This window comes from Sporosarcina sp. SAFN-015 (assembly GCF_059415085.1).
Window position 1 is genome coordinate 1 of sequence record NZ_JBPFDR010000006.1, and the last position, 14,379, is coordinate 14,379.

A 14,379-nucleotide genomic window follows, 5' to 3' on the forward strand; every position below is an offset into this window, starting at 1 on the left:
TGTAATATGAATATGTGCAATATTGTTATCGAGCATTTCTGCATACACCGTTTCAATTGGAATGACGTCTCTTTCGATTTTTACGTCAAATGGCTCTCCCGCTTCGCCTCGGCGTACTGAAAGAGTGACCGTCGTCCCTTTTTTGCCGCGGATAAGAAGGACAGCTTCTGAAGAAGACATTCCTTGGATGCTCTTGCCGTCTACAGCGATGATCAAATCATTCGGCAGTAGGCCAGCACGTTCTGCTGGTGAATTCTTTATCGGTGAAACAACATTGATATACCCATTCATTTCCTGGATTTCTGCACCGATCCCTTCAAAGCTTGAAGAGATGCTTTCATTTAATTGACGAGCTTCCTTTTCATTCAAATAATCCGAAAAAGGGTCGCCGAGTGCTTCGATCATTCCGTTGATGGCACCATCAATCACTACTGATTCGTCAATATCGTTATAATACGTTTTCTTCATTTCATCGTAAGCTTCATATAGCTTTTTGAATTCCTTGCGCTCAGCTGAGGTGTTTTGAGGACTGACCACTTCTACGACCTTATCCTCTCCCGTCGTCAACGCAAAAAAGGTCACCGCAGCCGTCGCAAGAACGAGGCCGAATATGAGCATGACTAACGAAAACGGTTTCATTCGTATATAACGTTTCGCAGGCGGTTCATAGCTTGTTTCAGCTTCTTGGCCGCCGTTTTTCTCTTTTTCGTCCATCCCATTCCCCACTTTCTTTCCCGATATACCGGTTTATTCAAAAAAAGACCGCCGTTGATGCAGCGAGCGGTCCTCCGATGCACTATTATTGAATTGCAGCATCAAGTGCGACGACGATCATGTCATTGAATGTCGTTTGGCGTTCTTCGGCAGTAGTCACTTCTCCAGTTAAAATGTGGTCACTTACCGTCAATACTGATAGTGCTTGTCTTCCAAATTTTGCAGCTAATGTGTAAAGAGCTGCCGTTTCCATTTCAACAGCTAATACTCCGTATTGCGCAAGTTTTTCATGCTCTGCATGCTCATTGTAGAAGAAGTCTTCTGTGAAAACGTTACCTACTTTCAAATGAAGTCCTTTTTCCAAACCAGCATTATAAGCCTTTAGCAATAAATCGAAATCTGCTGTTGGTGCATAGTCGACACCATTGAAAAACGTCCGGTTGATCGGTGAATTCGTAGTAGCACTTTGAGCAATAATGACGTCACGAACTTTTACGTCTTTTTGAATTGCTCCGCAAGTACCTACACGGATTAATTTCTGTACATCGTATTCTTGCATTAGTTCATTGATGTAAATGGAGATGGATGGAACACCCATGCCTGTTCCTTGAACAGAGATGCGTTTCCCTTTATATGTTCCTGTATATCCGAACATATTTCTCACTTCATTATACTTAGTTACATCCTCTAAAAATGTTTCTGCGATATATTTTGCACGCAGTGGGTCTCCTGGCAGAAGGATCGTGTCTGCGATATCGCCTTTTTTCGCATTAATATGTATGCTCAAATTTATCCGCCTCACTTTCAAATTTCTTTTCTAATCATACAGTTATTCCACAGTTTATGCAATGGAGATGGTGATTCAAACCTATTGGAAACGCTCTTTGTACATTTCAAATAATTCATCAAATACTATACTTGGCATTTCGGGATCCGCTTTCTCCTCCAAGTAGCGTGACAGCGGGTCGAAGCCTTTTTCATCTTTCGGGAAGCTATGATCATTGAACATTGCCTCGGCGAATGCAGATTTCGGGTCACCTTTCTTCCCACCACGGAAAGATAAGACAAATTGATAAAAAGAACGATCCATCTTTTACCTCCTATCAGGCTTCAAACAAATAGGAATACTTGCTATAGCCTTCTTCTTCAAGTTTGTCTGCCGGGATAAAGCGCAATGCTGCGGAATTTATGCAATAGCGAAGTCCAGCCGGCCCTGGACCATCAGGAAACACATGTCCCAAATGGGAGTCGGCTGTTTTACTGCGTACTTCAGTCCTGCGCATACCATGGCTTGCATCAAAATGTTCTGTCACTTCTTCACTTTCGATCGGCTTCGTGAAACTTGGCCATCCGCATCCTGCATCGTATTTGTCTTTGGAGCTGAATAACGGCTTCCCTGAGACGATATCGACATAGATCCCCTCTTCATAATGACTGTCAAATTCATTGTTGAATGGCGGTTCTGTTCCATTTTGCTGTGTTACATAGTATTGCATATCGTTCAACTTATTTCGAAGATCTTCTTTCATGCTTTGTCACCCCAGTTTTCATATTTGAAACGCTCGCGTCCCGACCCGACCGAATACCGTTCGTAATGCGCAGGGTTTTTCATGTAATAATTTTGATGCCCTTCTTCTGCAGGATAAAACGGTTTGGCAGGTAGTATATCTGTTTGAATCGGTTTATCGAATTTTCCAGAAGCATCAAGCTCTTGTTTGGATTTCAGAGCGAGTTGCTGTTGTTCGGGAGTATGAGTGAAAATCGCAGTTTGATACGATTCACCACGATCGAAAAACTGTCCGCCGGCGTCCGTCGGATCAATCTGTTTCCAAAAAATAGTGAGCAGTTCATCATAAGAAATAACATCGTCATCGAAAGTGATTTGAACGGCTTCACGATGCCCAGTCGTATTCGTACAAACGAGCTCATAAGATGGATTTTCGACATCTCCTCCCGTATAACCGGAAACGACGGATAATACACCCTCATACCTATCAAAAGGTTTCACCATGCACCAAAAACATCCTCCCGCAAATGTCGCTTTTTGAATTGCCAAAAATACCCCTCCTCATTTAGAATGCGCAGGACGCCCGACTAGAAACGACGGGCATGAGACGAAGATGCATAGTGGCGCTCTTTGCCACGCAGCATATTCGACTTATGACCCCGAGTTTCTGGCGCCCGAAGCTGGACTTTAATCAGTTGGTATGGTCACTTCCAGCTCAATATTATCATTTACAAGATCAACCGATTTAGCCCTCACTTGTAAATCACCTGCAATTTCAAGCTCCGATAAGTGGATGAATATCTCTTCCTCTTTCGGTCTTACAATCATCCATGGCGGCAACTTGACCGAATCTCGTAATACACTCAAAACGGTAGACGGAGGCAGATTCAAATCTGCTATTTCCATAGATGTCTGTTTCAGCATTAAGTTTCCATCTTCCAGAACGACAGGATCAAAATGCATGATGAGGGGAAATGTAATTCCGAATGCAGTCAATTCGGAATGAAGACTTACATCATTTTTTATTTGCATTGTGACAGGGAGCTTTTCTCCCTTCATCGCTTTCCGGATATAATTATTCGCAAGCGCCTGCAAATCATTTCGAGTCGCTTTAACGCTCAACACGCTGCCTTTTGGCGCATATTGATCCATCGGCGGAAGCGGGTCCGAATCCCCCGGACTTTCAAGAAAAATCACTAGCGCAATAACAGCGGATGCTATTAGTCCGGCAAGGACAAAAAATGCTATTTTCCAAATATTCAACAACGGTCACCTCTACATATCCAATTTTCCATCCGACAATTCCGTCAAACCGCATTGATCGATTTTTTCAATAAAGCGATTTGCCATCGATTCATATCCTTTCGCATTTGGATGAAAAAAATCGGAGTGGTATACCATGTTCTCATTACTTATAAACAAGTCGACGACAGGGACAAAACATGCCTTTCCGTCCATGATCGTCTGAATTTCAATCGCTTCATTCCAATCATCGATGACCGTTTCGAATTCATTCGCTTCATGAGTAACGATTGACAGCGGATTGTATAATCCCGAGACGACAATGACGGCATCCCCATTCAATCCGCGTATCATCTTAAATATCTCATCAAGCCGATTTTCAAACTTGCCTAACTCGGCATAAAAAGGCTTAGCGGTCAAATTGAAAAGATTCGCTTTCACAACTTTCATTATGTCATTCCCGCCGATTGTCATATAGATGACATCTGCCTTTTTGATCTCGTCCTGGATATCCTTTTTTTCCAATTGATCGATTAATTGATCGCTTCGCCTTCCTCTTTTGGCCAAATTTTTCGATTCAATCTCTTCGACGCCTTTCCAATCATTCATCGCTAGTGCAACGCGCCCGAAATACCCATCCCTTTTATACTCATCTCCCACCCCTTGGGTCAGTGAATCCCCAAGACCGATGACAGTGACCTTTTCAGGAACGAAATAATCCGGGACATTAAAATCCGAAAATGCAACGCCCTCTCTTTCAGAGAAAGCAGACGTATTTGAAACGTCTATCTCCTGACACCCGGTTAAAACGAATGAGAAGACGATGATTAGGAAAATTCTTCTCATAAACACAGTTCCCCTTTTATTTGTTATTGAACCGTCCAGTTCGACAATCAGTCCGTATAATACATGAAACCGATTGCCCCTTCACCTGTATGCGTACTAATAATTGGTGAAGTGAAGGAGAATTTAACATCTTTCAAACCGGATTCTTCTATTAATTGTAATAGCGGTTCAGCCATTGCCATACCATTTGCGTGCGAAATGCCGATTGAACGGATGATTTTGCCGGCAGTCTCTTCCTTGAAAGCCTTAAATAAGTGTGAAACGACTTGTTTGTGGCTCCGCGCTTTGGCAACCGGTGTGTAAACGCCTTCTTGCAAAGTCGCAATCGGTTTGATATTCAATAAAGAACCGATCAATGCCTTCCCTTTACCTATGCGGCCGCCTTTCACAAGATTATCTAACATATCGACGACAACGAATAATGTTGTGTTTTTGCGTACGTCAGCCAATCGACTTGTTATCTCATCCACACTTTTCCCTTCTTTAGCCATTTTGGCAGCTTCTACAACTTGGAACGTCAACGCATGGGAAATAAACATAGAATCAATGACAGTCACTTTCGTGTCCGTCATTTCAGCTGCGGCTTCTGCTGATTTTACAGTGCCACTCATTCCACCGGTCATATGGATGGAAATGATTTCGCTTCCGTCTTCACCGAGACGATCATATAATTCTTTGAAAACGCCTGCAGCAGGCTGTGAGCTTTTCGGGAGCTCTTTGCTTCCTTTCATCTTTTCGATGAATGATTCAGGTTGAATATCGATTCCATCCGTATACGTATTGCCGTCAATATGGATTGTTAGCGGAACAACATGAATATCATATTGATTAGTATAGTTTTCGATTAAATCCGCGGTGGAGTCTGTAACGATATGAATTTTTTTCAAAAATAGCACTTCCTTTATAATATTGGCGGCGGTTAATGTATGTTAGAATTGTAAATGCAAGGAGGTTTGCGTATGTCCGAAGCATTTGATTATAAAAATTCACGAGAGGAACTTTGGAATGCCATCACACACGGCATTGGATTTGCATTGAGCATTCCAGCGCTTGTCTTGCTCATCATCGAAGGAACTAATCACGGCAGTGCAACCGCAGTCGTCAGCTTCACCATTTTTGGAGCATCGATGGTTCTTTTATTCCTCATGAGCACACTTTTACACAGCATGCCAGCAAAACTGAAAAAATTGTTTTCCGTTTTCGACCATTCGGCTATCTATGTCCTTATCGCTGGGACGTATACGCCATTTTTATTAGTGACGATAAAAGGGGCCCTTGGCTGGTCGCTTTTTGGTGTCATTTGGGGACTCGCCATCCTCGGGATACTTTTCAAAGTGTTTTTCATCCATAAATACGAAGCTGTTTCACTAGTCTTCTATATTGTAATGGGATGGCTAATCATTTCCGCCATCAAACCGCTATACACCAATTTGCCGATCGAAGGCTTCGCATTATTAGTGATTGGTGGAATCCTTTACACGTTCGGCTCGATTTTCTATGCATGGAGAAAGATCCCTTTCAACCATGCGATTTGGCATATTTTCGTCATTGCCGGCAGTGCATCTATGTTTTTCAGCGTCCTCCTTTATGTGTGAGGACGCTTTTTCGTTTTCCTAGTCAGGCATTCGAAGTCCTATCAAATACTAAATAAGAGTAAGGGATGCCATCTTCTGTGTAATGATCTTCCGATTCAGACACAAGCTTCCAGCTCTCATCATGTTCGGGGAAAAACGTGTCGCCTTCGTATTCTTTCCTAATGATCGTTATGTAAAGACGATCAGCAATATCCATCGACATATTGAATATTTCGGCACCACCGATGATAACAACTTCATCGGAATACTCTTTCCCCCGTTCAATCGCCTGTTGCAGACCATGGAACACTTCTACTCCTGCCGCTTGATAATCTTTGTTTCGTGTAACAACTATATTCAACCGACCCGGCAACGGGCGACCGATTGATTCGAACGTTTTTCTTCCCATAATTATAGCTTTACCCATCGTTACTTTTTTAAAGTATTTCAGCTCTTCTGGGATATGCCATGGCATTTTATTATCGATTCCAATCACTCGGTTCAAGTCATATGCTACAAGTAAAGAAATCATCTAGTACCATCCTCTTTCCCTGTTATACTGCAATCGGCGCTTTTATTTTTGGATATGGATCATAACCTTCAACTGTGATATCCTCGTAAGTCAACTCAAAAATGGATTTCCCGTCTGTATTCAATTTCAATGTAGGCAATTTTTTCGGAGTTCTTGATAATTGTTCCTTCATTTGCTCTATGTGGTTCAAATATATATGGGCATCCCCTAGCGTATGGACGAATTCGCCAACTTCCAAATTGCATTCATGTGCAATTAAATGGACGAGTAAAGCGTATGATGCAATGTTAAAAGGAACGCCAAGGAAAACATCGGCACTTCTTTGATAAAGCTGGCACGAGAGCTTGCCGTCCGCTACGTAAAACTGGAACAATGCATGGCAAGGCGGCAGCGCCATATCGTTCACTTCGGACGGATTCCATGCAGTTACAATATGTCTGCGAGAATCTGGATTCCGTTTAATACCTTCAATCAACTGCTCAATTTGGTCGATGACACCGTCTCCTGAACTCCAAGATCTCCACTGTTTCCCGTAAATCGGACCTAAATCACCGTATTTTGCAGCAAACTCGTCATCTTCAACTATGCGCTTCTTATATGTTGCCATTTCCTCTTTATATGTACGTTCAAACTCTTCATCTTGAAGACTGCGACGACCGAAATCCGTCATGTCTGGCCCATTATATTCGTCACTTGTCACCCAACGTTCAAAGCCCCATTCGTCCCATATCGGATTGCGGTCATTGATTAATGTCCGAAGAGAAGTGTCTCCTTTTAGAAACCATAATAATTCCGAAGTGATCAATCGAAAGGCCGTTTTCTTTGTCGTCATCAATGGGAATCCTTTTTGGAGATCGTATCTCATTTGATACCCAAATACGCTTATTGTTCCAGTCCCGGTTCTATCTTCTTTAACAGTTCCATGTTCAAGAATATGGGAGCATAAATCCAAATATTGTTTCATGATCGAATCCTCCTTGTGCTTACTTGTCAGTATAGCAAAAACTGAAAGCAATTTCGCCTAGCGGTCATCGCATATTCATTATTATTGAACAAGCCAGTTAAAACTTGGAATTTAAGCATCCATAAAAGTACAAAAAAAGCCGCCGAAACGGTATTGTCTTATGACAACCATTTCGGCGGCGTGTTTTTGGACCAATAAATATCTCCAAGTGAATGATGGACAGTAAAACCGTCTTCGGCAGTATGGTAATGGAAGTTATAGAAATAACCGTCCAACGGTCTTTTCTCTGTTCTTACATGAAAACGAATCAAATCTTTGTCATTCTCTGTGTCGGCAACATGAAACATTTTCTCGGCATAATCACCGGAAGGATATTCAGTAATGGAGAGCATTCTATTATCAAGTCCTCCAGCAGAAGCTACTGTATCTTGAATGACCTCTTCAATTTTCGGAAAAATAGTGCTATCAAATTCATTTTGGATGACGGGTCCAATTCTAGATCCAAATTTCATGTATGCCAATTCCTTCGCAGGATGAAAAAGAGCGTCTTCAATAGAAAGGGAAGATTCAAATGATTCACGTTCAAAAATGGAATCCTCTAGCCCTAATTGTAAATCATGTTTGGATGTCGTTGGAAGGTTAGCTTCCCTCGTATCGTCTTTCGGCTGTAGATTTGTCCAAATTTCATGATTTGGCGAAATGACGCCAAGTGTAAGTACCGCAACGAGTGCAATGAAAATATTTTGTAAATACTTCTTCATTTGGCCACCTGCTCTTTATGTATTTTATATTTTTTATAGTAATAGTTTGCTATGTTGTTTTATTCGTAAATTGTCGATGTCTTTCCTAATATTACGAAAAGGGCTTGAAAAGGTTTCATATTTCCTAAATTCATTGTACAATAAAACTGAACATAATTGTGAGGTTTTATGAAGGAGGTTTTATAAATGAACGTAGAATTACTTATGGGAATTGGTTTACTCGTACTCGTCCTTTATTTAAGCTCATTAAATTTTACAAACTGATACAAAAAGTCGTCCACCCCACAATGGAATGGACGACTTTTTCATTTCGACAAAAACCCAAAATGAAATTTAGTGTTCTTTCTAATTTTTCGCTGCATGGAAAATTGGGTAAATACATCTGAATCAAATCGATCTTTCACGACAACGCGTCGCTTGCATACCCGGAAGGCTTCCTCGATCCACTTTTCTGTCAAGGAAGTATGTACGCCTGCTTGACGAAGAGGTTTGAAATTCGATGATTCTTCGATCGGTGCTTGAAACATCGGGTCAATGTATACAACATCCCAAGAGTTATCCGATTGATTCGCCAGAAACTCAATCGCTTCCGATTGAATGACTTCGATTTTCTGCATGGACGTTTCCAATGCTTCGAAATTGGCTGGAAACTGTTGAAGGCCAGTTTTCACTAAAAAAGCTACAGTAGGATCCGCTTCCAACCCAACGCATTTCCCTTCTTCACCTATTATATAGGAAGCAATTATGCTATCCGATGCCAAACCTAGTGTACAATCGAGGAAAGTATCCCCTATCGTTAATGCGCTAGCTTCAACGAGCGGATCTGTTTCACCCTTTATGATGCGTTTTAAACGGAAAGCTGCGGAATTCGGATGAAAGAATAATGGGTGCTCCATTCCTACGCGGAACAGTTCATAACGTTCTTTACCTGCTACAAGGACATCGGCTGAATATTCACGATGCATAAGCGAAACTGAACGCTTCTTCCTTTCCACAATCGGAAAACCGAGCTCCCTGCTAGCGACTGCTGCCAATTCATGAGTAATCGCATCAGGTCTACCTGCAGTTGTGATGATTGTCTTATTTTGCACAAACTTGTTCAAGAACGCCGCTCAAATGATCTTTGATCTGTTCCATTTCAAAATTCTCGATTTGTTCTCTTGGAATGAAATAGGCAAGAGCCCCATCCTTCCAAACAGCGATGGAAGGAGAGCTAGGTGGAACTTCAGGGAAATAGCTTCTCATTTCCTCTGTCGCTTCTTTATCCTGTCCGGCAAACACTGTTAACAGATGATCTGGTTTGTTTTCAGCTGCGTGCAATGCTTCTCTGACTGCTGGACGAGCAAGTCCTGCTGCACAACCGCAAACCGAATTGATGACAACTAAAGCCGTGCCATCTATGGATTTCATCGTTTCTTCCACTTCTTCAGCTGTTGTCAGTTCAGTGAAACCCGTTTGGACAAGCTCCTCCCGCATCGGTTTCACAATTCCTTTCATGTACTCATCGTACGCATTCATTTATAAAATCCCCTTTCGAAAATTCACTACTGTCAGTATCATTCTACAGTGAAAACGAAACGATTTCATGTTTTCGATATTATTCAATAAAACTGATGGCCTGATTGTTTACATAATATAATTATGATTATTTATCTGTTGTTTGTAAAACGTGACAGGAAATCCCGTAATCTCGCGCTTTTCGGATTTATTAAAATGTCATTCGGATGTCCTTCTTCTTCAATAACCCCTTCATTTAAGAAAAGAACTCTGTCAGCTATATCCAAAGCAAAATCCATTTCATGAGTTACTAGAATCATAGCCATCTCGCCTGATTTGGCAAGATCACGGATGACTTCCAATACCTCACCGACAAGTTCTGGATCTAATGCTGATGTTACTTCATCGAAGAGCATTACTTTCGGTCTCATCATTAAAGCTCTTGCCATGGCAACCCTTTGCTTCTGCCCCCCTGATAATTGGTTCGGATAGAGATCGACTTTATCGGCAAGACCTACTTTCTCCAACATTTCAAGCGCCATTTCCCGAACTTCTTCACGTTTCTTCTTTTTCACAATTGTCGGCGCTAGCATACAGTTTTCTAAAATGGTCATATGTGGAAAAAGATTAAAATGCTGAAACACCATTCCGATATCGCCGCGGATTTTTCGTAAATGCTTGTCATCCGCTTCAACGAGCTCACTTTTCTTATTTCTCATTTCCCAAAGGTTCTCTCCATCGACAATAATGATACCTGAAGTTGGTTTTTCCAACGTCATTAGTAAACGGATAATCGTCGTTTTACCTGATCCGCTCGGACCGATCAATGCGATTTTTTCTCCTTGTTTAACGTCCAGATCTATACCTTTCAAGACTTCCACTTCTCCAAACGATTTATGGATGTCTTTATACTGTACTATTGGTTCTTCCATCAATATTCTCCTTCTCTTTATAACGTTGCCGTTTTTTTGTCGAAACGCCGATTATACTTTTTTTCAAGTTTATTGATCAACAAGGCGGATGGGTAGCTTAGTAATAGGAAAAATAACGCGACGACTGTCAAAGGCTCCACATATTTATAATATTGAGCACCATAATCATTCGCCAAATGCAACATTGCAACGACCCCGATCGTTGACGCTAGTGGCACTTCTTTGAACATGATGATCAAGTAATTACCTAGCATCGGAATAGTCGGCGGTATTGCTTGCGGCAAGATAATATGCCGCCATTTTTGTGGTGTTGATAAATTTAAAGCGGTCGATGCTTCCCATTGTCCTTTTTCGACACTTTCGATTCCGGAACGATACACTTCTGATGTGTACGTACTGAAGTGGATGCCAAGTCCGAGAATTGCAGCTACGAAAGGATTCAGCGCTACACCTACTACCGGAACTGCCGGCCACGCAAAATAAATGAAAAACAATTGTACAAGCGGCGGAGTTGATCGGATGAATTCAGCAATCCATTTGAATAGCCAATTTATCGGCCTTATTGGAATACGGCTCATGAACACCCAGAAAAAACCGAAAATCAGTGCGAATAAGTAACAAGCAATTGTCAAACCTAACGTGATCCACAAACCTTTGAAAATGATAGGGATTGCATCAATAAATACTTCCCAGCTCCAAGTCATCCGTGAACCACACCTTTCTTAGAGACCTTTTCCATCTTCCGAGTGAAACCGATGAGCGGCAGTGCAAGGAGGAAGTAAAAGATTAAAATGATAATGTAAACGATTGGCGCTTCTTGTAAATGCGTGCTTCTATAGATATTTCCGTAGTACAACAAATCAGTTAATCCAATTAAAGATACAAGCGAAGTTGCTTTTAAAATTTGAATTAAATAATTTCCATACTCCGGCAACATCATTCGTATTGCCTGCGGGATTATAATATGCCGCATCCTTTGAAATCTGGAGAGATTTAAGGCGATTGAAGCTTCTGTCTGACCTGGTGGAACCGATAGAATAGCCCCTCTCACTATTTCAGACATATATGCGCCGTAGTTCAAGGAGATCGCCAATACCGCTACCCAAATATCGCTTCCGAGATGAATATTAAATAGACCAGGCAATGCATAGGAAAACCAAAAAAGTTGGACGATTAACGAAGTTCCCCTGAAGATTTCTACATAAAATCCTGTAAAACCGGTCAACAATTTATTTTGGGAGACTCTGGACAGGCCAGCAATTACTGCGATGATTGAAGAAAGAATGATGGAAAGCGCTAGTACGATCAACGTCACTTTTAGTCCCCTCATTAACATAAGGGTTATATCCGGAATGGAACTCATAAAAACAACTCCAATAATGTTCTAATCATTCAAATAAGAAACAGGGTCACACCTATTTAGGCCTGACCCTCGCCCTTCTCTTAGTAATTCTTACCACTACAAATACTTTCTGTCGTAAGTGCAGGATCTACTACATTCATTTCCTCAGTAAATCCGTATGGCTCAATAAGCTCGGCAATTTTTCCGCTTTCCTTCAACTTTTTCAGCTCAGCATTATACGCTTCCCTTAATTCATCATCATCAATGCGGAACGCTGCAGCCCCATAGCTAGGTACACCTTCAATTTCAGGCTGAACAAAGTCGGAGACAAACTCCAGCTTTTCTTGGTCTGCCGACTCCAACGCCATTTTGATTGTCATTTCTGTGCCTGTTGTCGCATGTGCCCTGCCCGATGAAACTGCGGCAAATGATGCAGGAATGTCCGGCACCATCATAATTTGTTTTTCGTCAACACCTTCACGGATCATAAAATCCTTTTCTGTTGCTCCACTCATAACAGCGACTGTGATTTCCGGATTCGCCGCAATATCTGCATAACTATGCAAATTCTCCGGGTTACCAGCTGCGACGATCAACCCTTCTCCGTATTGCATTTCAGGCTCGCCGAAGTCAACACTATTGCAACGATCAGGCGTAATTGCCATTCCTGCAGTTATGACATCGAATTTCCCGGCACCAAGCCCGGGGATCAACTGGCCGAAATCAGAAAGATGACCGTCAACTTCTTCTATGCCAAGATTCTCAAAGACCGCTTTTGCAATAGCGACCGCGCCACCTTTGAGCTCTCCATCTTCTTCATATGCATACGGTTTCTCGTTAGCGAATCCTACTTTCACTACCCCTTTTTCCTGTAGCGAATTCAATACACCTTCACCTGATGCTGAATCTTCACTGCTGCATGCAGCAAGCAGTACGAGCACAATTGCCAAAATACCAATCTTAAATTTTCTCACAATGTTCCTCCTTTTATTTTTTCATCAAACACAATAATTTGATAGTTAACAGGTTAACATAGGGAATTTTATTCATCAACCCACTTCTTTCCTTTTTTCGATAACAACGAAATAAAAAAGCCTTTTAAAACCCTTTAATATAACGTTTATTGCTAACTAAATAATTTCATTTTTTTTTTGGATAAAGCAGAAAATTAATTTGTAAGCGTTATCTAATTTGAAAATACTCCAGTTTTTTTTATGGTTTTTTCCAGTTCTAACAATACATTTTGATAAAAAAATAATAAAACACCAGCAAGTGTATTTAAGCACACTCGCTGGTGTTTTTAGACAGATTTCGACAATTATTCGGATGAACTACTATGCAATTCGGTCATCTGCTTCCAGATGGAACCTTTTGCTTCTTCTCCTTCTGTGATTCTTGCAATAGCCATGCGTACTTGCAGCTTCACTTCAAATTCAGGATCATTTTCAGCTTCATGTAATGCATCCAACGCGTTTTCAGTGCCCGATTCATATAAGAACATCGCTGCACGCCATCTGACAAGCTTGTTCTTATCTTTCAATGCCTCTATAGCAGCTTTCTCAAAGCCTGCAAAGCCTAAATCGCTCATGCAGTCGCCTGCTGTTCGGCGTACCGCCCAACTTTTATCCTTCAATGCTTTTTCCACATATGGAATGACAGACTCGTCTTCAATCATGCCGAGGTAAACCGTAGCAAGGCGGCGAATGGACATTTTTTCATCTTCCAGCGCACGATCAAGCAATGGAAGATCGGAAACGTCTGGATCTGGCATTTGATCAATCAATTGGAATCGTTTTTCCCATTCTTCCACATTGAAATCATCCAAAGTGACTTTGCGTTTTCGTTCTTCTACATTGCTTTTCCCCTGTTCTGATCGGTTTATAATTTCCTCTAAACGTTCATCAGGATATGCGGCTTCGACTTCCAGCACGACAGTTTCGCCAATTTCTTGCTTTTCTCCATATCGAATGCCATAATCTGCCCATTTACGGAGGAGAATATAGTTTTCCACTTCCGTACTATGCACTTTTTCCATCGCTTCGCGGAATCGGTCGCTTAACCCAAATCGCAATTCGGAATCACTATCGAAAACTTTCACTTGAAGAGGAATGTCTTTATACGTTTGAACATGAACATACACTTCTCCGTAATGATCATCTGGTGTTTGCTCGTCAACTCGGCTAACGTCCACTGACTCTTCGTTGAAAATAGCTTGCACTTCAGCAAGTATATTTTCCCAAGCAACGTTACCGATACGTTCAACTGCCATGAAATCCATCACATGGTAGATTCCTTTTACGCCTTTTATAGAAAGTATTTTCGATACAGGATGAGGTGCAGTCTCGGCGTCTTCTTTTTTATAGTTATGGCTGACACCCATCGGAAGCTCTTTGTCCAAAATAATCTTCATGGAGTTTGGACTTGGTGTCGGTTCTATCGTTACAATTTTCATTTCGAACACTCCTCAC

At 41.5% G+C, this 14,379-nt stretch carries 19 protein-coding genes; 1 reads left to right on the forward strand and 18 read right to left on the reverse strand.

Annotation, left to right across the window (positions count from 1 at the left end; genetic code table 11):
• The 8 genes from ACR65H_RS11470 to ACR65H_RS11505 form a co-directional block, all read right to left on the reverse strand.
• The coding region (locus tag ACR65H_RS11470) for a S41 family peptidase (RefSeq protein WP_440500395.1) at positions 1–714 on the reverse strand (714 nt) is incomplete at its 3' end.
• Between the two features lie 85 nt (positions 715–799).
• Positions 800–1,501 carry a purine-nucleoside phosphorylase gene (gene deoD / locus ACR65H_RS11475; RefSeq protein WP_440500396.1) on the reverse strand — a complete coding sequence of 234 codons (702 nt, stop codon included), beginning with the start codon at positions 1,499–1,501 and terminating at the stop codon, positions 800–802.
• An 81-nt stretch (positions 1,502–1,582) separates the two neighbouring features.
• The gene (locus ACR65H_RS11480) at positions 1,583–1,804 is read right to left on the reverse strand and encodes a YozE family protein (protein ID WP_440500397.1); all 222 of its coding nucleotides are present in this window, start codon (positions 1,802–1,804) and stop codon (positions 1,583–1,585) included.
• Positions 1,805–1,817: 13 nt separating this feature from the next.
• Positions 1,818–2,243: a peptide-methionine (R)-S-oxide reductase MsrB gene (gene msrB / locus ACR65H_RS11485; RefSeq protein ID WP_440500398.1), complete on the reverse strand. Its 426-nt coding sequence runs from the start codon at positions 2,241–2,243 to the stop codon at positions 1,818–1,820.
• Positions 2,240–2,770 carry a peptide-methionine (S)-S-oxide reductase MsrA gene (gene msrA / locus ACR65H_RS11490; RefSeq protein WP_440500399.1) on the reverse strand — a complete coding sequence of 177 codons (531 nt, stop codon included), beginning with the start codon at positions 2,768–2,770 and terminating at the stop codon, positions 2,240–2,242. Before msrA ends, msrB begins: the two co-directional genes overlap by 4 nt.
• Before the next feature lie 138 nt (positions 2,771–2,908).
• Positions 2,909–3,484, reverse strand: coding sequence for a YpmS family protein (locus ACR65H_RS11495; protein WP_440500400.1), 576 nt, complete (start codon positions 3,482–3,484; stop codon positions 2,909–2,911).
• A gap of 12 nt (positions 3,485–3,496) precedes the next feature.
• Positions 3,497–4,309, reverse strand: a complete 813-nt coding sequence (locus ACR65H_RS11500; protein WP_440500402.1) for a GDSL-type esterase/lipase family protein — start codon at positions 4,307–4,309, stop codon at positions 3,497–3,499.
• A gap of 47 nt (positions 4,310–4,356) precedes the next feature.
• A complete protein-coding gene (locus tag ACR65H_RS11505) occupies positions 4,357–5,196 on the reverse strand; it encodes a DegV family protein (protein WP_440500403.1) in 840 nt (279 codons plus the stop codon).
• A gap of 72 nt (positions 5,197–5,268) precedes the next feature.
• Here ACR65H_RS11505 and trhA point away from each other — a divergent pair, with 72 nt between their 5' ends.
• On the forward strand, positions 5,269–5,904 hold the full coding sequence (gene trhA / locus ACR65H_RS11510; protein ID WP_440500405.1) for a PAQR family membrane homeostasis protein TrhA: 636 nt from the start codon (positions 5,269–5,271) through the stop codon (positions 5,902–5,904).
• A 22-nt stretch (positions 5,905–5,926) separates the two neighbouring features.
• On the opposite strand, the gene ACR65H_RS11515 is transcribed toward trhA, so the two are convergent.
• From ACR65H_RS11515 to ACR65H_RS11560, 10 genes are all read right to left on the reverse strand, one after another.
• A complete protein-coding gene (locus tag ACR65H_RS11515; RefSeq protein ID WP_440500406.1) occupies positions 5,927–6,415 on the reverse strand; it encodes a dihydrofolate reductase in 489 nt (162 codons plus the stop codon).
• Positions 6,416–6,437: 22 nt separating this feature from the next.
• Complete coding sequence (locus ACR65H_RS11520; protein WP_440500408.1) at positions 6,438–7,379, reverse strand: thymidylate synthase; 942 nt, start codon at positions 7,377–7,379, stop codon at positions 6,438–6,440.
• A gap of 158 nt (positions 7,380–7,537) precedes the next feature.
• Positions 7,538–8,140 carry a YpjP family protein gene (locus ACR65H_RS11525; protein WP_440500410.1) on the reverse strand — a complete coding sequence of 201 codons (603 nt, stop codon included), beginning with the start codon at positions 8,138–8,140 and terminating at the stop codon, positions 7,538–7,540.
• A gap of 305 nt (positions 8,141–8,445) precedes the next feature.
• Positions 8,446–9,243: a class I SAM-dependent methyltransferase gene (locus tag ACR65H_RS11530; protein ID WP_440500411.1), complete on the reverse strand. Its 798-nt coding sequence runs from the start codon at positions 9,241–9,243 to the stop codon at positions 8,446–8,448.
• Positions 9,221–9,658: a BrxA/BrxB family bacilliredoxin gene (locus ACR65H_RS11535; protein ID WP_440500413.1), complete on the reverse strand. Its 438-nt coding sequence runs from the start codon at positions 9,656–9,658 to the stop codon at positions 9,221–9,223. Before ACR65H_RS11535 ends, ACR65H_RS11530 begins: the two co-directional genes overlap by 23 nt.
• A 131-nt stretch (positions 9,659–9,789) precedes the next feature.
• Positions 9,790–10,569 carry an ectoine/hydroxyectoine ABC transporter ATP-binding protein EhuA gene (gene ehuA, locus ACR65H_RS11540; RefSeq protein ID WP_440500414.1) on the reverse strand — a complete coding sequence of 260 codons (780 nt, stop codon included), beginning with the start codon at positions 10,567–10,569 and terminating at the stop codon, positions 9,790–9,792.
• 17 nt (positions 10,570–10,586) lie between these two features.
• Entirely contained in the window at positions 10,587–11,273 is a 687-nt protein-coding gene (gene ehuD, locus ACR65H_RS11545) for an ectoine/hydroxyectoine ABC transporter permease subunit EhuD (RefSeq protein WP_440500415.1), read from the reverse strand.
• Entirely contained in the window at positions 11,270–11,932 is a 663-nt protein-coding gene (locus ACR65H_RS11550; RefSeq protein WP_440500417.1) for an amino acid ABC transporter permease, read from the reverse strand. Before ACR65H_RS11550 ends, ehuD begins: the two co-directional genes overlap by 4 nt.
• 80 nt (positions 11,933–12,012) lie before the next feature.
• Positions 12,013–12,885, reverse strand: a complete 873-nt coding sequence (gene ehuB, locus ACR65H_RS11555) for an ectoine/hydroxyectoine ABC transporter substrate-binding protein EhuB (protein WP_440500418.1) — start codon at positions 12,883–12,885, stop codon at positions 12,013–12,015.
• Between the two features lie 344 nt (positions 12,886–13,229).
• Entirely contained in the window at positions 13,230–14,363 is a 1,134-nt protein-coding gene (locus tag ACR65H_RS11560; protein ID WP_440500419.1) for a conserved virulence factor C family protein, read from the reverse strand.
• Positions 14,364–14,379 lie beyond the last annotated feature (16 nt).